General features: G+C 33.5%; 25 protein-coding genes. All 25 read right to left on the bottom strand.

Annotated features, from left to right (window positions below; translation table 11 throughout):
• Positions 1 to 248: 248 nt before the first annotated feature.
• Positions 249 to 1,145 carry a LysR family transcriptional regulator gene (locus tag G600_RS0109435; protein ID WP_027431715.1) on the bottom strand — a complete coding sequence of 299 codons (897 nt, stop codon included), beginning with the start codon at positions 1,143 to 1,145 and terminating at the stop codon, positions 249 to 251.
• 52 nt (positions 1,146 to 1,197) lie between these two features.
• Positions 1,198 to 2,283 (bottom strand): tRNA 2-thiouridine(34) synthase MnmA, encoded by a 1,086-nt coding sequence (gene mnmA / locus G600_RS0109430; protein WP_027431714.1) that lies wholly within the window; start codon positions 2,281 to 2,283, stop codon positions 1,198 to 1,200.
• 132 nt (positions 2,284 to 2,415) lie between these two features.
• Positions 2,416 to 2,865 (bottom strand): NifB/NifX family molybdenum-iron cluster-binding protein, encoded by a 450-nt coding sequence (locus G600_RS0109425; RefSeq protein ID WP_027431713.1) that lies wholly within the window; start codon positions 2,863 to 2,865, stop codon positions 2,416 to 2,418.
• Positions 2,866 to 2,899: 34 nt separating this feature from the next.
• The gene (locus G600_RS0109420; RefSeq protein ID WP_027431712.1) at positions 2,900 to 4,198 is read right to left on the bottom strand and encodes a nitrogenase component 1; all 1,299 of its coding nucleotides are present in this window, start codon (positions 4,196 to 4,198) and stop codon (positions 2,900 to 2,902) included.
• Position 4,199: 1 nt separating this feature from the next.
• Positions 4,200 to 5,666: a nitrogenase component 1 gene (locus G600_RS0109415; protein WP_027431711.1), complete on the bottom strand. Its 1,467-nt coding sequence runs from the start codon at positions 5,664 to 5,666 to the stop codon at positions 4,200 to 4,202.
• A 9-nt stretch (positions 5,667 to 5,675) separates the two neighbouring features.
• Positions 5,676 to 6,674, bottom strand: a complete 999-nt coding sequence (locus G600_RS0109410) for a PLP-dependent cysteine synthase family protein (protein ID WP_027431710.1) — start codon at positions 6,672 to 6,674, stop codon at positions 5,676 to 5,678.
• A gap of 36 nt (positions 6,675 to 6,710) precedes the next feature.
• Positions 6,711 to 7,559, bottom strand: a complete 849-nt coding sequence (gene nifH / locus G600_RS0109405; protein ID WP_027431709.1) for a nitrogenase iron protein — start codon at positions 7,557 to 7,559, stop codon at positions 6,711 to 6,713.
• Positions 7,560 to 7,605: 46 nt separating this feature from the next.
• Positions 7,606 to 7,962 carry a NifB/NifX family molybdenum-iron cluster-binding protein gene (locus tag G600_RS0109400; RefSeq protein ID WP_027431708.1) on the bottom strand — a complete coding sequence of 119 codons (357 nt, stop codon included), beginning with the start codon at positions 7,960 to 7,962 and terminating at the stop codon, positions 7,606 to 7,608.
• The gene (locus G600_RS0109395; protein ID WP_027431707.1) at positions 7,955 to 8,827 is read right to left on the bottom strand and encodes a radical SAM protein; all 873 of its coding nucleotides are present in this window, start codon (positions 8,825 to 8,827) and stop codon (positions 7,955 to 7,957) included. The genes G600_RS0109400 and G600_RS0109395 overlap by 8 nt, the downstream gene beginning before the upstream one ends.
• 188 nt (positions 8,828 to 9,015) lie before the next feature.
• Positions 9,016 to 9,168 (bottom strand): YezD family protein, encoded by a 153-nt coding sequence (locus tag G600_RS15475; protein WP_081669466.1) that lies wholly within the window; start codon positions 9,166 to 9,168, stop codon positions 9,016 to 9,018.
• Between the two features lie 227 nt (positions 9,169 to 9,395).
• A complete protein-coding gene (cysK, locus tag G600_RS0109385) occupies positions 9,396 to 10,331 on the bottom strand; it encodes a cysteine synthase A (protein WP_027431706.1) in 936 nt (311 codons plus the stop codon).
• Positions 10,332 to 10,525: 194 nt separating this feature from the next.
• The gene (locus G600_RS14315) at positions 10,526 to 11,176 is read right to left on the bottom strand and encodes an ABC transporter ATP-binding protein (protein WP_051195465.1); all 651 of its coding nucleotides are present in this window, start codon (positions 11,174 to 11,176) and stop codon (positions 10,526 to 10,528) included.
• Positions 11,177 to 12,232: an ABC transporter permease gene (locus G600_RS0109375; protein ID WP_162141500.1), complete on the bottom strand. Its 1,056-nt coding sequence runs from the start codon at positions 12,230 to 12,232 to the stop codon at positions 11,177 to 11,179.
• A 168-nt stretch (positions 12,233 to 12,400) separates the two neighbouring features.
• Positions 12,401 to 12,817, bottom strand: coding sequence for a DUF4418 family protein (locus G600_RS14310; protein WP_051195464.1), 417 nt, complete (start codon positions 12,815 to 12,817; stop codon positions 12,401 to 12,403).
• Positions 12,818 to 12,882: 65 nt separating this feature from the next.
• The gene (locus G600_RS0109365; RefSeq protein ID WP_027431704.1) at positions 12,883 to 13,668 is read right to left on the bottom strand and encodes an ABC transporter ATP-binding protein; all 786 of its coding nucleotides are present in this window, start codon (positions 13,666 to 13,668) and stop codon (positions 12,883 to 12,885) included.
• Complete coding sequence (locus G600_RS0109360) at positions 13,662 to 14,621, bottom strand: ABC transporter permease (RefSeq protein WP_027431703.1); 960 nt, start codon at positions 14,619 to 14,621, stop codon at positions 13,662 to 13,664. The genes G600_RS0109365 and G600_RS0109360 overlap by 7 nt, the downstream gene beginning before the upstream one ends.
• A gap of 13 nt (positions 14,622 to 14,634) precedes the next feature.
• Positions 14,635 to 15,714, bottom strand: coding sequence for an ABC transporter substrate-binding protein (locus tag G600_RS14305; protein WP_051195463.1), 1,080 nt, complete (start codon positions 15,712 to 15,714; stop codon positions 14,635 to 14,637).
• Positions 15,715 to 15,954: 240 nt separating this feature from the next.
• Positions 15,955 to 16,866, bottom strand: a complete 912-nt coding sequence (locus G600_RS0109350; RefSeq protein ID WP_027431702.1) for a LysR family transcriptional regulator — start codon at positions 16,864 to 16,866, stop codon at positions 15,955 to 15,957.
• Positions 16,867 to 16,875: 9 nt separating this feature from the next.
• Positions 16,876 to 18,066: a MalY/PatB family protein gene (locus G600_RS0109345; RefSeq protein ID WP_027431701.1), complete on the bottom strand. Its 1,191-nt coding sequence runs from the start codon at positions 18,064 to 18,066 to the stop codon at positions 16,876 to 16,878.
• Positions 18,047 to 19,273 (bottom strand): trans-sulfuration enzyme family protein, encoded by a 1,227-nt coding sequence (locus tag G600_RS14300; RefSeq protein ID WP_081669464.1) that lies wholly within the window; start codon positions 19,271 to 19,273, stop codon positions 18,047 to 18,049. Before G600_RS14300 ends, G600_RS0109345 begins: the two co-directional genes overlap by 20 nt.
• 135 nt (positions 19,274 to 19,408) lie before the next feature.
• Positions 19,409 to 19,807: a hypothetical protein gene (locus G600_RS14295; protein ID WP_034246158.1), complete on the bottom strand. Its 399-nt coding sequence runs from the start codon at positions 19,805 to 19,807 to the stop codon at positions 19,409 to 19,411.
• A gap of 139 nt (positions 19,808 to 19,946) precedes the next feature.
• Complete coding sequence (locus G600_RS0109330) at positions 19,947 to 21,401, bottom strand: Mbeg1-like protein (RefSeq protein WP_027431700.1); 1,455 nt, start codon at positions 21,399 to 21,401, stop codon at positions 19,947 to 19,949.
• A gap of 198 nt (positions 21,402 to 21,599) precedes the next feature.
• On the bottom strand, positions 21,600 to 22,115 hold the full coding sequence (locus tag G600_RS0109325) for a GNAT family N-acetyltransferase (RefSeq protein WP_027431699.1): 516 nt from the start codon (positions 22,113 to 22,115) through the stop codon (positions 21,600 to 21,602).
• Positions 22,116 to 22,265: 150 nt separating this feature from the next.
• Entirely contained in the window at positions 22,266 to 23,213 is a 948-nt protein-coding gene (locus G600_RS0109320) for an L-lactate dehydrogenase (RefSeq protein ID WP_027431698.1), read from the bottom strand.
• Between the two features lie 174 nt (positions 23,214 to 23,387).
• Positions 23,388 to 23,715 (bottom strand): RNA-guided endonuclease InsQ/TnpB family protein (locus G600_RS0109315; RefSeq protein WP_027431697.1); only part of this gene is annotated, 328 nt, incomplete at its 5' end.

Below are 23,715 nucleotides of genomic sequence, written 5' to 3'. Positions count from 1 at the left end.
TTTCCTTAACTTGATTACATATTATCACAGCAAATCTTAGCTGTATAATTCTTAAAATTAAGAATCAGATATAAGAAAAACCTATGGCAAATCCAAATTTTATTACACATGATAATTTTTGCTTATTATTACTTACTATAAAAAAGCAAAATAAAAAGGCCTTAAGATAAATTAATATCTTAAAGCCTTTGTAGCAACCATAGATTGCTACCATCAAAAAGCATATAACAAATACTAATAATTAGTCATTAAGCATATTTTTTAAGTTCCTTTATGAACTTCTTAGCAATATCACTAAGTTTGCTATCGGATCTTTTTATATAACCTATTTTCATCTTTTCTTCTGATTCCAATGGAATAGCCTTATATCCTTCACCATTAAGCTCTTCACATATAACACCAGAACATAATGTATATGCATCTAATAAAGTCATCATATTAAGCGCTGTAGATCTATCATTTACATGAATAATCTTCTTATATGGATAAGTACTTAGTACCTCCTCAGCATAATAAAAAGAATTCTTATCTCCCTGGTCAAAAGAAAGACAAGGATAACCATCTAATTCTCTAAAGGATATCTTCTTTTTTTGAGATAAAGGATGATCCGCACTTAAATAAACATATGTAGAACACTCAAACAACTCGTTAAATACAAGGTTATTTTCCTTTAAATCAGCATTAATTACCTTCTCATTAAAGTCATTAAGATAGATAATCCCAAGTTCACTTCTAGTATTCTTTACATCCTTAATTACTTCATGAGTACGTGTCTCATAAATAGCAAAATCATATTCATCAATACCTGCATTTCTAATAGTTCTAGAAAATGCTTCAACAGCAAATGTGTAATGTTGTGTTGATACGTAAAATTTCTTGTCATTGTCAGTCTTATTATTATAATGATTTTCAAGTAAAGAGTATTGTTCTAGAATTTGTCTGGCATAGCCTATAAATTCTCTACCTTCTGTTGTAAGCTCGATACCTCTATTACTTCTTGAAAAGACCTTAACTCCAATTTCCTTTTCAAGTTCCTTAATACTCTCTGATAAACTTGGTTGTGAAATAAATAGATATCTTGCCGCCTCATTCATTGAGCCCCTTTCGGCAATTTCTATTACGTATTTCATTTGCTGTAATGTCATAAACAATCCCTTTCCTATTAGCCCTAAAGATTAATATTTACCGTGCCTTTTTCTATTCCCTAACAGTAGATGTAATAACACCTCCACCAACTACTGTATCTCCGTCATATAGTACAACAGCTTGTCCTTTTGTTATAGCACGTTGTGGCTCATCAAAAGTAACAACAATCTTATCTTCTGATATTTGTTTTACTGTAGCTGGTTGCTCAACCATTCCATATCTAATCTTTGCCTTAATATGTCTTTCCTCATATAAATCAGGAACTGAGATTAAATTAATATGATCTGCCTCTAATGTTCTTGTAAATAAATCTTCATTCTTACCAAGTACAACCTTATTCTCCTTGGCATCAATATCAACTACATAAGCTGGATATCCCATTGCAATTCCAAGGCCCTTTCTCTGACCTATTGTATAATGGACATAACCCTTATGCTTTCCTAAGAAATTACCATCTAAATCAACAAAATCTCCTTCTGGATATTTCTTATTTCTATATCTTTCCATGAAGCCAACATAATCACCATCAGGTACAAAGCAAATATCCTGACTTTCATGTTTTTTTGCATTTTTAAATTCATTTTCATTGGCAATCTCACGAACTTCAGTCTTCTTATATCCTCCAAGTGGGAAAATTGTATGTGCCAACTGATCCTGCGTCATTGTATATAGCACATAACTTTGATCCTTAGTTAAATCAACTGCCTTCTTTAATTCATATCTTTTAGTCTCTTCGTTAAATTCAATTCTTCCATAATGACCTGTTACTATATATTCACAGTCATTTTCTCTCATCTTGTCATATAAGTGATTGAATTTAAAATGTCTATTACATTCAATACATGGATTAGGTGTTAATCCTAATTCATAACATGAAACGAAATTTTCTATAACTTCCTGCTGGAATAAATTCTCATAATGGAAAATATGATAAGGAATGCCTAGTTTGTTGCAAACGCTTCTTGCATCCTCTGTATCTTTAAGAGAACAACATGTACTAAGCATATCCTCCCCTATCATATTATTCTCATATAATCTCATTGTGCAGCCCACACAATCATAACCATTTTTCTTCATCAGATAAGCTGACACACTACTATCAACGCCACCGCTCATAGCAACTAAAGCTCTTTTCATATATACTCCTTTATAATAAATTATTTGAATTAGCAATTTTAAAAAGTCATATATAGTATAATCTATGAAGTCAAGTTTTGTCCTTTAAGATTATGATTTTTATATATTTTTTATCATGAATCTGATATCACTTTATAAATTGGCCTGCCACTTCTGTTTACCATCTATTGCCTTGTAATAACTACTAATTTTTTTAAGGGCAAAGTCTATTGGACATTCTATATCAAATACTGATATAGCCTTCTTTTCAAACTGTTTTTGAGCCTGAAAACCAACCTTAGCGCATACAACACTTCTACAATCACCTATAAGTTCTACTCTAGAAGTAACTCCACTAGGGCCGCCACAACCTTTAGCGCCTCCACCACAAGAATTAGTATTACAAGAACTATTACAATCTGATTTTGAGTTAACATTTGCACTAGTCTTAGTCACATTTTCTTCATCTAAGGCTATCAGTCTCTTTTCCAAAAAATTAATTTCATCATCATCTATCTCATAAACAAGAAAAGAGTCTATAGCCCCAAATTTTACATCAATATTAACTCCATCAGAAGATGCCACTGCTATTTTATATGCCATAACAACACCTTCTTATGCTTATTTATTACGATTATTAGTTGAATCTTTGAACCGCAACAGTATAGATATCTTCAATTAATCTAATACCACCTGTATAACCTGCATAAGCTCTATCAAATACAACCTTATCCTGTACTGGCCATGATATATTTAAGAAATTACCCTTTAATTCTTCTGTAACATCCTTTTCATAATATCCGCCTAAAACCAATGGATAACCATGATAATCGTGATTTCTAATTTCATCATGAATCTTAAAACCATCTGTTTCAAAAGAAACTTCTGCTTCAATACCATAATTTAATTTCTTAAATTCTTCTGCAATTGCTTCTCTTTGATTTGCAGGAGTGTCATCCACAATAAACTGCTTTGCAGGAACAAGTCCTAAATCATTTACCAAGAATTTAGTAATTCCTAGTGTATATTGTGCATCTGCAACTACTGTAAACTGCTTATTAATAACTCTGTTTTCAAGGAAAAGATCAGCATATCTTTCAATTAAATAATAATAATAGTCTTCATGTTCCTTAATTACACGCTCTACAGTAAATTCATCAACACCTGCAAATTTTCCTACCTCACGAAGGAATTTGCTAGTCTCTGTAGCACCTACAGGTAATGTCTTTAAATGAAGATATGGTGTACCAAACTTCTTTTCAAGTTTCTTAACTGTACTTAAACCTACCCAAGGTGATACTAAAAGATTAAACTCAGCTTCTGGTATTTTATTAATATTATCAATACCACGCTTATAACCAAAAATTGTATTAGGTGTTAAACCTATTTCTCTAACTAAATTTTCAAGTTCACGAATGTTACCAAGCCAGAATAAATCCTGATAAGGAACATCAGCCCAGATATTTACCAAGCCCTTTTGCTTCTTATCTGAAGGTTCTAAGTACTGATCAATAATAGCATTTACAACCTGCTCATGACCCTTATAATTATTACCCTTAAAACCGGCAGTTGGTGCATATACAACTGGCTTGTCGTTATCTGCGTATCTTGATACAACTTCTCCTGTATCATCACCAACAATTTCTGGAATACATCCTGTTAAAACGACATAAAGATCAGCATCTACAACCTTTAGAGCATTTTCTATTGTTGAGTCTAACTTCTTTACGCCACCAAATACTACATCTTTCTCATTGATACTTGTACATGGGAAAATATTAGGTGAAAAATAACCTGAACTTCCATTAGTATCTGATAGTTTTTGTGCACATCCAGGACCAGAATGTAGTATAGGAAGAGCTCTCTCAATTGCCTGTACTGTCTGCATAGCTCCTAAGGCACACTTATATCTTTGCTTGTCTAATATCTTTGCCATCTTATTTTGCCTCCTCTAAGAATGTATCCACATCCTGCTTATACCACCAGTCTGTGTATGGAAGCTTCGTTCTCTTTGCTAGATTTTCTTCAAAACTTCTATTTTTAATTGCATCCACGATAGTCTTAGCAAATTCTAGTGTATGCTTATAACCAAATATCATATATTCATCAGCAACATAAATTGCTGGTGTACCATTTTTAATTGCCCAAACAGTTGAGCCTGGATGGCGTGAAAGATACATATCTGGCTTATATTTATTAAGAATATTCATTACTTCATAATTCTGCTGATCAGCTACACTTGCCTCAAAGTCAATATCATTATCAAGTAAGTACTTCATTGAAGGTGGAACATCTCCATTTTCATACTTCTTATCATAATGCCATGCAAGAGCCCAATCTACCTTGATGCCAAGTTCGTCTAATACTCTTGATACTTCAAATGTATAACCAGGTCCCATACCAAGAACTGCTCTAAGGCCCTTTAATTCCTTCTTAACTTCTTCAATCTGAGGAATATAAATAGCACGCTGCTCCTGGATATATTCTTCAACCTTTTCTGATCTATTAGTTACTCTACCAATTTCACGAAGCCATGTCTCAAAGCCCTTAATACCGCACTGGTTAATACTTCTAATGTATGGAACACCATACTTTTCCTCTAAAGCATTTCCTAAATAGTTACCAAGTGTACCACAAATACATGTTGTAGCAAGGCTTTCAGAAATATGTGATAATTCCTCAACTGTTGAATTACAATAAAGGAATACTGGTTCAAGATCAAATCTCTTAAAGATTTCAATAATCTCTGGTCTTGCAGATTCAAAAAAGTTCTTAAAATTAATCTTATTAGTCTTAACGCCTTCTCTTGGTGGCTGTACGATTTCCTGTAATACTGCATGATCTGCAATATCAAAACCTGTAGCCCAAATTCTTGACTTAAAACCTTCACAATGTACTGCTACAATTGGAACTTCTATCTCATCTCTTACCTCTTCTACAATACTATCAATATCTTCACCGATAATACCTGTAGCACATGAGCTTGATACAAAAATTGCTTCAGGAGAATATCTTTTATTAACCTCAAGAATTACCTTTCTTAAGCTTTCTGTTGAACCAAAGATTGTATCTTTTTCATTCATATCAGTTCCAATGTAAATTGTGTTAGATGTAACTCCTCTTTTCTTTGCCATTACCCTAGACATATAGTAAGCACCAGCACTAGCTACTGAACATCCTGCCGGGCCATGGTGAATTACTGCTACATTTCTAATAGCTGATAACTGACCAAGTCCACAAGATGAAAGACAAGTACTAGACTGTGAAAAACATCTAGAACATCCCTTTAATGTTCCGCATTCACTTTGACTAGCTAAATCCTTTAACGTACCTACATATCCTGTAATAGAACCAATTCTGTTTTCACGTGTTGCAACGTTTGAATTATTTAAATTAATTGCCATATTAGTCTCCTATACTAAAAAATCCTCATTAAACAAGTTTGTAGATAAATATCTAAGACCTGTATCTGGAAGCACTGCAACAATTGTCTTACCCTTGTTCTCAGGTCTTTGTGCGAGTTTAGTTGCTGCATAAATTGCAGCTCCTGATGATGTTCCAATTAAAATTCCATCAGACTTTGCTACTTCTCTAGCTGCCTTAAATGCTTCAACAGTTTCTACTTCTACCTTTTCATCATAGATATTTCTATCAAAAGTTGCTGGTATTCTTTCTGCTGGAATTCCTTCAAAAGGATGTACTCCTGTAATCTCCTCAGGTTCAGGATTTGTCTCACTTGGAAGTGAATTAGGTCCTGGCTGAATTGCTACAATCTTAATATCAGGGTTTTTGCTCTTTAAAAATTTACCTGTTCCTGATACAGTTCCGCCTGTACCTACATTTGCAACAAAAATATCTAAATTACCGTCTGTATCTTCCCAAATTTCAGGACCAGTTGTACGCTCATGAACAGCTGGATTTGCTGGATTTGAAACCTGATCTACAAAATAGATATTTTCTTCCTTAGATAAAACCTCTTCTTTTAAAGTCTTAATAGCTGCAACAAAATCTCCACCAGTTTCAGCAAGAGTCTTAGCCACATGAGGCTCTTCTGACAATTTGATTGTTTCACCGCCAAAGGCTTTAATTACCTGGAATCTTTCTTTACTTACATTGTCCTGAATATAAACCCTAAACTTATATCCCTTAGATGCTGCAATAGCTGCAAGACCAATACCTGTATTACCACTAGTTGTTTCAACAATTGTATATCCTGGCTTTAAAAGTCCCTTCTTTTCAGCATCTTCAACCATTGAAAGCGCAATTCTATCCTTAACGCTTTGATTAGGATTAAAATATTCAAGCTTAACTAAAATCTTTGCTTCTAAATTATGTTTCTTTTCATAATTAACTAGTTCAAGTAAAGGAGTTTTTCCTACTAATTCTGTAATTGATTTATTGATTTTTCCCATATTCTTTCCTTCCTCTTTTATGATCCTCTATATTAATTAGATCTTGTAATCATCTGCTAATTCCATCATTCCATATTCCATTAAGATTTCCTCAAGTCTTTCCTGTGTCATTGGAGTTGGAATTACAAAATCCTTATTTTCAATAACTGCCTGAGCAAGATTTCTATATTCCTGAGCCTGGTTAGAATCAGGTCTATATTCAATAACAGTCTTTTTGTTAATTTCAGCATGCTGAACCACATTATCTCTAGGAACAAAGTATAATAACTTAGTACCTAATTCCTTTGAAAATGCTCTTAAAAGGTCTAACTCTCTATCTACATTTCTTGAGTTACAAATGATACCACCAAGTCTTACACCACCTGTCTTAGCATATCTTCTAATACCCTTTGAAATATTGTTAGCAGCATATAAAGCCATCATTTCACCACTAGCAACGATATAGATTTCCTTAGCTTTACCTTCTCTAATAGGCATTGCAAAACCACCACAAACTACATCACCTAATACATCATAGAAAACATAATCAAGATCATCTGTATAAGCTCCCAAGTTTTCAAGCATGTTAATAGATGTAATAATACCTCTACCAGCACATCCAACACCTGGCTCTGGACCGCCAGATTCAACACACTTTGTTCCGCCATAGCCTTCCTTTAAGATTCTATCAAGTTCAATATCTTCGCCTTCTTCTCTAATAGTATCAAGAACTGTCTTCTGAGCTAAACCGCCAAGAAGTAATCTTGTAGAATCTGCCTTAGGATCACATCCTACAACCATAACTTTCTTACCATGTTCAACAAGTCCAGCTGTTAAATTTTGTGTTGTTGTAGATTTACCAATACCTCCCTTTCCATAAATCGCAATTTGTCTTAATTCGCTCATAATTTTCCTTCCCTTTCCTTATATTAATTACTTCTGCCAATACTCTTTAGTTAAATAATTCCTGCACTTTTTTATATTTAATTAGCTGCTCAATTGAATCGTAAATATCTCCAGGGATTTCATGAATTTCAATTCCCAAATTATTGGCTATAGACATTGCACCATCACCAACTCTTGCAACTATCAAATATTTACAATCTAGAAATCTTTTTACATTTGTCTCAAGCAAATTAGTATCATGATTTCCTCCAGCGCACACCGGCACTACATGTCTTAACTCGACGAAATCTATCTCGTCACCATCACCTACCTCATATATGTAAAATTTGTTAGCTCTGCCAAAATGACAGTTAACATACATACCGTCAAGGGATGCAACGCCGATTTTATAAGAATTAGCCATGTGAAAATGTCTCCCTTACTCTTAATCTTCTCTGATATATCTGATCTCCAAACTCTGACACTCCTGGAACGCCTACTGCATCAGCTCTACATCTTTGGCAATGTCTAAATACCTCAATATGCTTGCTTGCCTTCCAAATTGCCTTTTCAATATCAGCACATGCTGGAGCTTTTAAATCCTTTAATTTATGTTGCGGTATTAAAGGAATAACGTTATACATCTTAGCTCCTGCTGCCTTTACAGTTTTAGCTATTTCCTCAATATGATCACCGTTAATTTCTGGTACCAAAACCGAATTAACCTTAATTGTAATTCCAGCCGCAGCAACTTTCTTTATACCTTCCAGCTGATTATGAATAAGGATCTTAGCGCCCTCTACTCCCTCAATTTTCTTTCCATGATAGATAATGTAATCATTTAATTGCGCTTCTATTTCTGGATCAATTGCATTAACTGTAACTGTCAATGAATCAAGTCCTAAGGCTATAATTTCCTCGGCTCTTTCATTAAGAAGTAAACCATTAGTGCTCATACATTTAATAAGCTGTGGAAACTCCTTCTTTATTATTGAAAATGTCTTTATAGCATTATCTGTTGCCAATGTATCGCCAGGTCCTGCAATTCCAGCAACTTTAATGTCTGGACAAATCTCTAATGCTTTCTTTAATATTTCTACAGATTCCTCTGGTTTTAAGATTTTAGAGGTAACACCTGGTCTTTCCTCTACATCATTAATGGTTCTATCGCAAAACTTACATGCTATATTACATCCCGGACTTACTGGTAAATGAATTCTACCGGCATTATTTTTATGTCCTCCAAAACATGGATGCGAGTTTTGTAAATCACTATATTCTCTTCCCATGTAATTCCTTCCTTCTTTACATTTACTACAGTTTTAACTTACTAGTTATCTTTAAAAGCTAAAATTGGGTATAAAAAATAGAGGTTACCTATTTGTCGTATTTTTACAAAACTTTGCAGCAAATGAAACTGCTATTTTGTAAAAAACAGACAACTAAGTAACCTCTGGTCTTTCCAGTCAGTTTACATTTATAATCTTATTTTTTCGATTCTGTCTAATTGAATAACTTTGCCATCTTGAATAACAAGAGTTAGGCTTCCAAACTTTATATCTTCTACAATTTTCTTTACTTCGTCAATATAATCATTTGTACTTTTTCCTGTTTGTTCTAATCTAGCCACTAAAGCCCACCTCCTTATTATTGCAAGACTCGCTCGCGAGTCTTGCGCGCCGGATTCGGGTCTGCTACTGCAGACAAATTCCTGTCCGAATCCGTGCGCATCCTCGCGGAGCGTTTAACTCAGTCGGAGCTTGTACCCCGAATGAGTATAGTTTGTCATAACCCCCACCTACGCTAACGCTTAGATGTGGGAGATTTCTCCGACTGAGTTAAAGATCATTTTAGTTATTATTCAGCAAAAAGAGCTGTTGAAAGATATCTATCACCAGAATCTGGAAGTAATGCAACAATTGTCTTACCCTTATTTTCTGGTCTCTTTGCAAGAATTTCTGCTGCCTTAAGAGCTGCACCTGATGAAATACCAACTAAGATACCCTCAGTTCTTGCAAATGTTCTGCCTTCTGCAAATGCATCTTCATTCTCGATTGGAATGATTTCATCATAAACCTTTGTATTTAATACATCAGGAACGAAACCAGCACCGATACCCTGAATCTTATGTGCACCAGCCTTACCTGTTGAAAGAACTGCTGATGTAGCAGGTTCTACTGCAACTACCTTAACATTAGGATTCTGTTCCTTTAAGTATTCGCCAACACCTGTGATTGTTCCACCTGTACCAACACCTGCAACAAAGATATCAACCTTACCTTCTGTCTGCTTCCAGATTTCTGGACCTGTTGTTTCCTTATGTACCTTTGGATTAGCTTCGTTAACGAACTGTCCAAGGATAACTGAACCTTCAATTTCCTTATTTAATTCTTCTGCCTTAGCAATAGCGCCCTTCATACCCTTAGCACCTTCTGTAAGAACAAGCTCAGCGCCATATGCCTTTAATAGATTTCTTCTTTCAACTGACATTGTATCAGGAAGTGTAAGAATTGCCTTGTAACCCTTAGCTGCTGCAACTGATGCAAGACCGATACCTGTATTACCACTTGTAGGTTCAATAATTGTTGCGCCTGGCTTTAAGATACCCTTTTCTTCTGCATCTTCAATCATTGCTAATGCAATTCTATCTTTAACTGATCCTGCTGGATTTAAATACTCTAACTTTGCAAGTACTGTTGCTTCTGTAATCTCCCTTTTCTTTGAATAAGAATTAAGTTGTAAAATTGGTGTTCCTCCGATTAATTCTAATGCACTCTGTTTAATTTCGCTCATTTTCTTTTCCTCCTTAAATTTGTTATTATGTTTGCTTTTTGATATTTTTTATCCTTAACTGGATTGACTATATATTATCACCCTTTGTAATGTTTGAAAAATCGGTAAATTTTATTCTTAGTGATAAGTTTTTTTTATAACCAAACTTGCCAAACTGACTTTATGTATTTTGTTATCAATGTACAAAAAGCATCTTATAAGCTTGTAATATCCTCTATTCTTGCTTCATACTTAAAAGCTTTTTCATCATGTGTTGAAACTATAACCAATTTATTCTTTCTCGAATAATTATAAAGATAATCTAAAATTATTTTTCCTGTTTGGCTATCAAGCCCAGTAGTTGGCTCATCTGCAAGCACAATTTCAGGTTCCATAAGAAGGGCTCTTGCTATAGCCACTCTCTTTAACTCTCCTCCAGATAACTCATTTGGCTTATTATAAAGCTTATTAGAAAGACCTAAGTCACTTAAAATTTGTCCTGCTCTTTCCTCTAATTTTATTTTTTCCAAATTCTTATTTCCATAAAGATAAGGAGATGTTACATTTTCTATAATAGAATAGCTTTTTAGCATTACATTAGATTGTGGCACATAACCAAACTTTTCTCTATGTATTAAATCTATTTTCTTCTTGCTTAATTTATTTATATCCTTACCGTTATAAATTACATTTCCAAAAGCAGGATTTAAATAAGCTCCTATTACAGCTAATAAGGTACTTTTGCCAGCTCCTGAAGGGCCTTTAATTATAACGAATTCATTATTATCAAAGGTCTTATTAACATTTTCAAAAACATTTCCCGCACTTTTATTATAGCTAACAGCTATATTCTTTAATTCTATCAACTATTCCCCCTCCTTTCTTAGCGCCTTATACACCTCAAGCCCACTTATGTATATAGCAGGCACCAAAGAACTTAATGCTGTTATTAAAGCTAAAACCGCTATAACAACTATGTATAATAGAATTATTCTTGATGCGGATGGCAAAAGATATGGCATATCTAAATTACGTGCCAACAGATTACTAAACATGACTACAATTATATTTGCAAGAACACATCCTGTTGCTGATGCAACAATCGCTATTAGAACAGCCCCTTCATTAAGGATTGAAATAACATTTTTTCTTGAAACTCCAAAGACTCTAAGTAATGCAATTTCACGCTTTCTCTCATTAGCTATAATGATATTTACAATAACTAATATAAAAAATATCAATATGCCCGTAAAAATAAATATCAAATGAGTTGATGTATATATTCCCTTTAAATTTGTCCTTAAACTGCTTGATAATTCTTTAGGATAGACTATATCTATATCCTCATCTACACTATCTTCTATATTCTCTATAATTTTCTCAAGATCTACTCCATCATCTACATTTATAAACACCGATGAAATTAAATTAGTTTGCTTTTGATTATCTGTTAAGAATGCACCGCCATTTTGTGCATCTGTTAAAACACTTTCTAAGGAATCAAAGGTAAAATATACCGAGCTATCAAGACTTGTTCCCGTTTTAGCCATTTGGGCAGCCACCTTATATTCTTTACCAAACAACTTTATATAACCATTTGTGGCATTAACCTGGCTTCCAATTATAATTGAATTTGCATCTTGCTTTGCAGTTACTTTAGAGTTAATCCAAGAGCCTATTATAAAATCTGATTCTGGATCATAAAAAACTATCTCTACCTCACTAGAACAACAATCAGCAGAAAGGGATTTTAGATAAAACTGAGCTGTCACTTCCTTAATTCCATCAATATTCAATATTTGCTCATAAGCATCTTTGCTAAAATAAAATGTTCCTCTATATCCTTCAAGTAATGTAGAAGTTGCCTCTTCCTTACTTCCTGCTGGAACCAGCATTAGATCAGAGCCAAGTCTTTTTTCCATATTAGCCATTCCTCTAACAAGACTCTGATCCACTACTGTCCCTGCAAAAAACATAAAAGATATTATTACAAGCGGTATAAAAATAAATAAGCTATATATCGGATTTCTATTAACGCTTTTAATCGATCTTCTTAGTTTCTGCATCCAAGTCTTCCTTTCTATCCTAAGTTAATTCTTGGACTCTACCTTATTTTTATTTGTTACTATAATAAAAATCACATTAAGCAGTGCTACTAACAAAAGAATTGTTGTTGCAACTAAAAGTGCTGGTTCTGTTGCTACACGGCAATCCATTGTCTCATTTTTGCAAAGACCTATTAACTTGAAAGTATATAAATAGATAAGAACTGTATCTGTAATTATTGCTATGCTTATTCCTAATCTGACCTTTTCGTCTTTAAAAAGAATTGATACAACTCCAAGAATTAATACTATAATGCCAATACCTACAACTGCCTTTCCTGTGTAATAGCATGCCATTTTCATCATGCTTGAATCACACACTGGAAATACTACAGTTGGGATTAAAATTAATAAAATTCCTAATACTACATATGCTATTGAACTAATTATTCTGTTTTTCATTTTTCTTCCTCATTTTTTTATTATTTTATTTACTTGTAGGCTTTTTATTTATACCCCACAAAATACTAAAGATAATATTCTACCTCCTCAATCTTTCCACCTAAATTCAACACATCAAGAATTCGTGTTCTATATTGTTGGAAAGTATCTTGGGCTCTTGCCCTTGGTCTAGGTAAATCAATATCTATAATCTCTTCAACTTTTGATGGTCTAGCTGACATTACAACAACCTTATCTGACATATAAATTGCCTCATCTACATCATGAGTTACCATAAGCATTGTCATATTGTTTTGCTTCCAGATTTTAAGGATCTCATCCTGTAGAGTCATTCTTGTAAATGCATCTAGAGCACCAAGGGGTTCATCAAGTAAAAGCACTGATGGGTGTCCCACTAACGCTCTAGCAAGGGATGCTCTTTGCTGCATACCACCGGATAACTGGTGTGGATAGGATTTTTCAAATCCCTTTAAGCCAACTAAATCAACGAATTTCTGCACCTCTTCTTTTTCTTTTTTATAAATATGTCTAGCTTTTAAGCCAAAGGCTATATTCTTTTCAACAGTTAACCAAGGAAATAGATTTGACCCCTGAAAAGCAAAACCTCTATCACTACCTGGCTTAATAATTTTATTTCCATCAAGAAATAATTCGCCACTAGTTGCCTTATCAAGACCACCTATAATTCTAAGTAATGTAGATTTACCACATCCCGATGGTCCTATTAAACTTACAAATGAACCTGGCTCAATCTTTAAATCAACTCCATTAAGTGCAAGAGTATCTTCTTTACTTGGATCTAAACTTTTAAAACTTTTATAGACATTATTAATTGTAATTTCTCCTACCACTTAATTACTCCCTTCTGCCAGATTAATACCTTATCACGAACCTTAAATAATATAGTAAGTGATAGTGAACATATAACAGCTATAAGAATTAATCCTGCGTATACGCCATCATACATCATTACTGACTTTTGCCAATTTATATACCAGCCAATTCCTGAAGAATTTCCATTCATTTCTACAGCCATAAGAGTTGCAAAGCTTGATACTGTTCCATAAAAAACTCCAAGGAAAATGCTTGGCATCGCTGCTGGAATGGCTACATGTAATATCTGATAAATTGTACTTGCACCTAATGTTCCGGCAACTTCAAAATTTACCTGTCCAATGCCTTGTATACCACTACTTGTCATTAATGTTACTGGAAACCAAACAGCAAAGGCTATAAGAAAAACATTTGCACTATGTGTTGTAGGAAATGTTGACAATGCCAATGGAATCCAAGCTGTTGTAGGTATTGGTCCAATAGCCTTTGTAACAGGATTTAACCAATAACCCACTTTTTTAAAGTATCCTAAGGCTAAACCTGTTAAAAAGCCAACTGTTACTCCCCATAAGAAACCTTCTAATAAAAGTCCAAGTGAATCTAAAATGTTATGAATCAAGAATACTCTTTGTTCCACAATCAATCCTATAATTCTATCTAATGACGGGAAATAAAGTGTAGGAAGTAATAGCGTCTTAGTTGTTATGTAATTTAGAAGCAATAAAAAAACTATTATTCCTGTTAAAAATGGTGTTTTATATATAATTCTTTTTCGTATTTTTTCATTAAAAATTGCAATTATATACTCTATTAAAATCACTGCAGCTATTAAATATAAGAAATATAAATAATAGGGATGTGCCATTTCCTTTTGTTTTCCATTATCTTTTACCAAATAGTAAACTAAATTAGAAATAATAACTGCTATAAATGGAAGGCTAAGCCTAATAACAAATTTTATTTTCTTCATTTATGCCTCCTAATTAGTTTTTCTCTATAAATTCTCCATCCACGTAAGTGTAAGAATCTGGTACTCCATCAAATTTAGTAAATGCCTTGCTTGCAAAGATTGATGGATCTGAGGCTTTTAACTCACCAATTCTAGATAACTCACTGGCTGCATTAACAATTGTTGTCTTTGCTGCTTCTACAGATGGTGAATAATTATAAGATTCTAATAAATATGCATTAGTCTCTAAATCACCAGAGCATTGATTGTTATCTATCTGTAATTTAGCTGCCTCATATGGATTAGCTGAAACAAATGCACTAGCCTTTAAAATAGCTCTTGTATAAGCTGCTGCTGCCTCTGGATTATTTGTTGCAAGATCATTAGTTACAAATGACATACAGCAATATTCATTAGCAAATTTCTCATCAGTACTTAAATCTAAAATCTTAGTAAATCCATATTCTTGCTCAGCATTATAAGCTACTGGATCATGAAGAGCTGCTGCGTCAATTGCGCCATTTTCAAGAGCAATTGGTAAATCTGATAGCGAATAAACTACCCACTCAACTTCCGGTTTAGAAGCAGATACATCTATTCCTAAGTCATATAACGCTCTCTTTAGTGCTACAACAGATGAATCACCAAGTGATGGAACACCGATTTTCTTTCCCTTTAAATCAGAAAGTGATGTAATTCCTGAATCTGACTTAGAATAAACCTTAGTACATCCTGTATGCATACCAGCTGTAAATGTAATCTCTAAACCATTATCTATCTGAGGAATCATTGATCCTGCTAGCTGAGTTGAAGCATCAATCTTTTTAGAAGCTACCAAATCAGCAATATTTGACATATCAATTTCTTCTACTCTCCAACTGATACCTGCCTTTGAGAATTCCTCTTCAAAATATCCATTATCAATTGCAACATGAAGCGCTGCTAAACAAAGGGAACCATTAGCTGTTCCAATAACAATATCAACATCATCCTTTGACTCTTTACTTGTGTTACATGCTACTAAGTTCAGGGATAATATCACCACACTTAATACAATTGCTGCTAAGGGAAACAACCTTTCTATTAGTCTTGCCTTTCTTAGTCTCTCTCTCATAAATCTTTTTTCCTTCCTTTTTTCATAATGTGAAACTGTGGTCATTAACACAATTTCTTTTGCTCTATATTTTTATTAGAACAACAAAAAAACCAGAGGCTATAAAAACCTCTGGTCTTTCCAGTCAGTTAATGATAAAAGCTCTAATTTTTATGTTTTAAAATATAGCATAAGCCACTATTTATGACTATTTTCTAAAACTTATCGTTTGTGATAAGCCTTTTCTATCATATTTAATCCCTAGACGACAATTTCCTTATATTTTAACAACTCATCAATATAAATCTTTGCAATATCTGACAGATTATTATTCTTTCTTACTATATAACCAATAGTTAAAGGATCTTCTTCCTTTAACTTAACACTTACAAAGCCCTCCTTTAGAGCCTTACTTGCAATCATTATGCCTGTACCAATAGAATAACCATTGAGTGCTTGCATAAACTCTACAGAACTGGCTCTATCATTAACCTCAATTCTCTTATCCTGATTATAATTAGACAGAGCCTCCTCTGGTAGATAAAAATCACTATCACTATTTTGATTAAAAGAGACACAAGGATAGTCCCTTAAATCCTCTAAAGAAACTAAATCCCTATTAGCAAGAGGATGATCCTTCCACATATAAGCATAGGTATCCCTCTTTAGAAGTTCCTTAAACTCTAATCCGTACTCTCTAAAAAGTTTCTTAATAAGTTTCTCATTGGCTTTAGTAAAGGAAATAACCCCTACCTCACTATTTAGCTTACTTACATTAAGAAGCACATCATCCGTCTTTGTCTCACTAAGAGAATAATTATATTTACTTGCATCTACCGCTTTAATTGTGTTAATAAATGCATGCACTGCGAATATGTAATGTTGAATAGACACATTAAAATGTATCTTATTCTTATCTTTATCTAAGTATCTATCCTCTATTAAGCTGTATTGGCTCACAGCCTGCTTAGCATAACTTAGAAAATCAGCCCCTTCCTTTGTCAAACTAATACCCTTATTATTTCTCTCAAAAATCTGTATTTTAAGCTCCTCCTCTAATTCCTTAATAGAAGCAGACAAAGCTGGCTGTGATATGAAAAGTCCACTTGCTGCCTCTCTCATAGAACGAGAATTAGCCACTGCTATAACATATTTTAACTGTAAAATAGTCATGAAAAACTCCTATTCTAGCTCTTTTACTGCCTTCCTAATTCGCTCTAAAGCTTCTTTAAGAATAGCTCTATTAGTAGCTATATTTATTCTTTGAAATCCCTCTCCTATTTTACCAAATATTTCACCACTATCTAGCCATAATTTTGCCTTATTGACTATTAAATCCTCTAAATCTTTTACGCATAGATTTAACTCCCTAAAATCCAACCATATAAGATAAGTTCCCTCAGGCTCTATAAGTTTAACTTGTGGTAAATTTTCTTCTAAATAATTTCTAACAAATTCTAAATTAGCATCTAAATAATCAAGTAAAGCCTCATACCATTCCTCGCCATATTTATAAGCTGCCACACAAGCCGTCGCACCTATAGTATTTGGTTGACTATAACCTGATGCTGCTTTTTCTTTTCTTAATTTATATCTTAAATCATTATTAGCAACAAATATATTAGAAATCTGTAAACCAGCTAAATTAAAGGTTTTGGCAGGAGATGTGGCAACTATACCAATCTCCTTTGCCTTTTCATTTACATTATATAAACTAATATGTTTGTTATTTGAAAATGTAAAATCACAATGAATTTCATCGCTAAAGATAATAACCTGATTCTCATAGCAAATATCAATGATTCTTTCTAATTCCTCATAATTCCAAACTCTGCCTACCGGATTATGTGGACTGCAAAGAACAAAGAGCTTAACATGATTCTCCTTTATCTTCTTTTCAAAGTCTTCAAAGTCAATGTGATATTTTCCATCCTTTCCTAAATAGAGGTCGTTACTTACTAGCTTTCTATTGTTATCCCTTACTAGTTCGCTAAAGGGATAATAAACTGGCTGCTGAATAAGTACTGCTTCCCCCTCTTTTGAAAAGGCACGAATTGCAAGCGCAATAGCATATACGATTCCTGGTGTTGTAAATATCTGACTTCTTTCAACTGTTAAATCGTGATGCCTTTTAAACCAGTCAATTACTGTATTATAATAATCATCCCTTGGCTCTGTATAACCAAAGATACCATGATCAACTCTTTCCTTTATCTTAGTTAAGACAGTGCTAGGTGCCCTAAAATCCATATCTGCTACCCATAAAGGTAGCACATCTGCTGGCTTTCCTCTCCTGACAGCAAAATCATATTTTAAACAATCAGTATTTCTTCTTTCTATATACTCATCAAAATCAAGATTGGTCTCCTTCATTATGAATCCTCCTAAGCTTATTTTCAGCTCCTTGAAGACATACTTCCTTATCATCAACCTCATATGCCCTAAAAGCCTGATCTAAATCTTTTATTAAATCCTCCACATCTTCAATTCCCACAGACAATCTAAGAACTGAATCTGTAATGCCATTAGCAATTCTGATATCTTCTGGAACATCAGCATGTGTCTGTGTAGTTGGATATGTAAGAAGTGTCTCTGTTCCTCCAAGACTTTCTGCAAAAGGAATTAACTTGGTACTTTTTAAAATAGTCTTTGCAAGTTCACTAGATTCCACCTCAAAACTAATCATAGAGCCAAAACCTCTAGCCTGCTTTTTCATAATCTCATAGCCTTTATGTCCCTCAATTCCAGGATAGTAGACGTTCTTTACCTTTTTATTATTTTGTAAAAATTTGACAATTTTGAAGGCATTTTCTTGAGCCTTTTCCATTCTAAGAGCAAGTGTTTTAATACCTCTTATAATTAACCAACTATCAAATGGTGCGAGACCTGAGCCTACAGTTTTAATAATAAAAGACATTTTCTCAATAATTTCCTCATTACTTGTAACTACAAAGCCAGCTAATGTATCATTATGTCCTCCAAGGAATTTAGTTCCGCTGTGAACCACAATATCTGCCCCAAGATCAATTGGATTTTGAAAATATGGCGATAAAAATGTATTATCCACTATAAGCAAAAGATCATTCTCCTTTGCAATACGTGCCATTTCCTGTATATCTATGACATTCATCATAGGATTAGTTGGTGTCTCTATATAAATTGCCTTTGTTTTCTTTGTTATATATTCTCTTGGATCTTCCTTAGATAAATTAATTCTTGTAAACTTAATACCATTTTTGTTACTTATGTTATCAAATAATCTTATACTGCCACCATAGAGATCTGCATCTGCTATAAGCTCATCTCCTGGTTCAAATATTTCCATAAGTGCAGTGATTGCTGCCATTCCAGATGAAAAAGCAAAAGATTTTTTTGCATTTTCTAAACTAGCTAATATTTCTTCTAAATGTTGTCTTGTGGGATTTTGGAGTCGACTATAATCAAAACCAGTGCTTTGGCCTACTCCTGGATGCTTAAAAGTTGCTGTTTGATAGATTGGGAAGCTTATACTTCCTGTGTTTTCTACGTTTTCAAAATCATTAGTTCCGTACAAACATCGTGTTAAAAATTGTAATTCCATAGCTATTACCTCACCTTCCTAGATTAGTCTTATTATAAGGTTTTGGCCTCTAGCTATGGAAATACCTAATATTTATGTCTTGTTATAATTTTGACCTATACATCAATTCTTTTGTAAAAAATTTACCTAATATTTCTATTCTTCTTCCTCAAAATCGAAGTCCTTAAAGAGATACTTTCTAATAAAGAATAAAACTGCTATTGCAATAACTCTCATTAAAATGGATAAAGGTTCTTCATGTCCTGCCACAAGTCCTCTGGCAATTGCAAATATGAGCACTTCAATAATTGTGTTCATAGAATGCTTCACCAACATTCTTACAAACTCAATTACAATAACTACGTTAAAAGCTGCATTTAAAATATTCTCAACATATTCAGTAACTTCTATATTGCCTGAAAAATCCATAACCTCTAGTATTAAATTAAATCCGCCATAAATTACACCAATCAGTAAAATTATACCTATGATTTTCTCTAGGAAATTCGGTATCTTAACTATTAGCTTTCTTAATATGCTTCTTGTTTTTTCCATTATTGTCCCCTTTTTGTCAATAATTATTTCATTATCTTAATTTTAATATAAAACAAAAGACTCTACAACATGGATCAACACATTGTAGAGTCTATTTTTTTACAAATCTATCTATTAATCTGTTAGTCAATGTGGTTTGCTACTTCATCTTTTTATAAACTAGCACAATAATGTTTATTACATTTATAATTATCAAAAATGCGCCTGCTGTATATACTAGCAACACTCCAATTAAATTATTCATAAGTCCTATAAGCATTTCATGCTTTAAAAGTAAAGATATTACAAAGGCTTCCCCTAATAAATAGAGTAAAAACTTGGTTTTTTTAATAACAATAACATGCTCCTTAGTTTTAAGCAGTCTATAAATTCTATAAACCATATAAAAAATAATTCCTATAGTTATTGCTCTTCCTATGCCAAAAAGAGCATATTTAGGAAATGCAATCATTATAAAGCCCATAACAATAAATAAAAGGCAGATTAGCAAATTCTTATCTCTTAACAATGACCTTAATTCTAGTCTTTTTGAATTGCGATAAAAGGACTTAACTAGCTTACCGACGGCCTCTTTAGTCTTAGGTTTAGATGAACTTAAAGATAAAATAATATCTTCTAAGCCCCCTGCTCCTGATTTAGAAAGGTCTATAAAATCCTTAGCCCCTCCAGCTTTTAATGCTTCAAAAAAATCATTAGCAAAAGCTTCTCTATTTTCTATGCTTGCATCCTTAATCCAATCATTCACAACATTATTTAAAAATTGAGCCTTATCTGATAGTTTGTCTTTTTTATTCAAATCGCAGCCATCTACCTGCCATGTCATTAAATCATGTTGAATAATTCCCTCTAAATTACTTCCTACAATAATAGGATTTAAATCGTGTTCAAGTAGCATACCTATCACACAATACTCAGGTACAATTTTTACAATTCTTCCTCTAATTTTTTTGTAACTTTCAGATTCTAGATAATTTCTTAAAAAACCTGGTCCATCATTATCAAAAATATTCTCTATCTTATTTTGTACCTCTTCATCGCACATTGATGCTGCATAAACAGCTAGATTGCCACCTTTTGAATGTCCACCAACATAATATTTTTTATTTTCTACTAATGTCCTATTAAAAAATTTTGTGGCAAAGCGCTGTGCAGGTACCACTTCGTGGGCCATTCTAAAGTCCTCTTGCCATCCAATAATAGACATATCTGTTCCTCTAATTGCAACATAGCTATAGTTTTCATTGATTTCAATATGAAATGCCGCAAACTGAGACTGCATATCTTCATCATAAAGGTCTATATAATTACTTAGCTTTAACTGACCATATCTATTAGAATTCGCCATTAATTTCATTAATTCAGTCTTAGCCAAAACTAATTCGCCATTATTATTTATTTCTTCTTCACTATACTTTAAAAAGAACTGATCTATTGCCTCTTTTACTGTAATTGTCTCTCCTAAAAGCACAGGTATAATACCCTTAAAGCATGTATAAGATAAGGCACAAAACACCACATTATCAACTAAATTAAAAGGACTTATATCAAATCCAATGTCAGCTCTCCACTTTACATATGACTCTATGTTATCCATAGTTTTCCTTCCTTCATTTCTGCTGTAATAGAAAAAAATATCACAAATATCTTTCTAAATTGTTTACGCTGTCATTAACATCATTATATCTTCTATATACTTACTTTAGCAATAAAATGTAGCTAACTAAAATATGGACAACTAAGGTATTCCTTAGCTGCCCATTCTTTATCATATTCTACTTCCCAAATTTTAATTCTATTCTACTTCCCATATCTTAACTCTTGTGTAATACTCTTCTTCATCTTCATGATGAATGTAAGCACCATTTTTTGTTTGAACTTTAAGAGAAGCAGGATTGTTTTTTCTAACTGACATGTAAAGCTCATCCTCTAAGATAATATCTCTAGCCATATCAAGGGCAAGTGATAGTCCCTTAGTTGCATAACCTTTTCCTCTGTATTCCTTAGCAATTCCATAACCTATATGACCGGCATGCTCCTTTAAGAATTCATTTAAATAATGTCTTACTCTAAACAAGCCAACGATTTTATCATCATCCCATAGAAAATAGCTGGTCTGTGGCACGAATCCCTTTGGAAGATCAATACCTCTAGACATCTTTATAAGTCCTGGTAAAATCTTATCTTTAAAATCCTCTAGACTACAGCCAGAATCTGGGTTTGTAAATCCATTTTCATCCTCGGGTGTGTTAGTGATAAACTCATATTCTTTTTCTACGTCTTCCATGTTTGCTTCTTTTAGGTAAATCATAGCCTGCCTCCCTTTGCCTTTACATTTTCTTGTTTCTTAAAAAGATACAACATTTAACTCTTTATGGCAAGCAAAAACCCTCTCTACTAATTAAAGTAGAGAGGGAAATTTATCTATATCAGTTTATACATTTCTAGGCCTACATCCAATTTAGAATACATCATCTATTACCTTTTGTAATGTGCTAGCTGATTCCTTTAAGGCCTTTTCTTCATCTGGGCTTAGAGAGATAGGCACTGTGGCCTCTACACCATTTTTACCAACAATTGCTGGCATACTAAAGGCAATGCCTGAAACTCCGTGATTGTCATGCTGAATACTTGAAATAGGAAGAATTGTCTTCTCATCTCGAATAATCGCCTCTAAGATTCGGCGAACTGACATGGCAATTCCGTAGTAAGTTGCGCCCTTCTTATTAATAATTTCATAGGCGCTATTCTTAACGTCTTCAGCTATTCTTTGCATTGCTTCTTCGTGATGAAAATGTCCTCTCATCTCGCAGAATCTATTAATTGGAATACCAGATACATTGGCACTACTCCAAACTGCAATCTCGCTATCTCCATGCTCTCCGACGATAAATGCATGTACTGAACGGCTATCCACATCTAAGTGCTGGCCGAGCAAATACTTAAGTCTAGCAGTATCAAGGGTTGTACCTGAACCAAATACTCTATTCTCTGGATATCCTGATAGTTTCCATGCTGTATAAGTTAAGATATCTACTGGGTTTGCAACGATTAGCATGATTGCATCCTTATTAACCTCAGAAATCTGTGGAATGATTGACTTGAAAATAGAAACATTTTTCTTAACAAGATCAAGTCTTGTTTCCCCTGGTTTCTGACCTGCGCCAGCTGTAACTACAATAACTGCAGCATCGGAAATATCCTTATAATCTCCTGCATAAATCTGCATTGGCTTTGAAAAAGGAAGTCCGTGACTAATATCAAGGGCCTCACCTTCCGCCTTGTCAGTATTCATGTCGATTAGAACCATTTCTGAAAATAAGCCACTCTCCATAATGGCAAAAGCAGAAGCAGCTCCTACAAATCCACAACCTATAACTGCAACTTTTCTATTATTTAATGTTCCCATAATATACCGTTACTGAAAACTTATAAAAAGTTATATACTTTTATGTTTCATTCCTACTTCAGCGAGTATGCTTTTGATGGTATAAATACCTATCTACTCACAAGTTCTTGTACTCTCCATAGGCGTAAATTCCGAACTAACGTATCCGTACATATTTGCATTAACGTTTAGGTGTTAGCTTGCAAATTTTTCTCCATAAGCTCTTAGATTGAGTGATGCTTGGAAATCTCTATCTATAACATTTCCACACTCACATCTATAAGTTCTATCAGATAGTTTTAGATCCTTTTTAATTTTCCCACAGCAACTACAAAGTTTTGATGATGGATAAAATCTATCAGCTATAATAAGTTGAATACCACTATCATTGCATTTGTATTCTAGTTGTTTTCTAAATTCAAAGAATCCCTGATTTTGAACTACTTTGGATAGGTGCCTATTCTTCATCATTCCACCAACGTTTAAATCTTCAATACAGATAAATCTTGGTTTTCGATTTACT

The sequence above is a fragment of the Lachnospira multipara ATCC 19207 genome (assembly GCF_000424105.1).
GTDB lineage: Bacteria > Bacillota > Clostridia > Lachnospirales > Lachnospiraceae > Lachnospira > Lachnospira multipara.
This window is presented reverse-complemented; position numbering and strand designations above follow the sequence as displayed.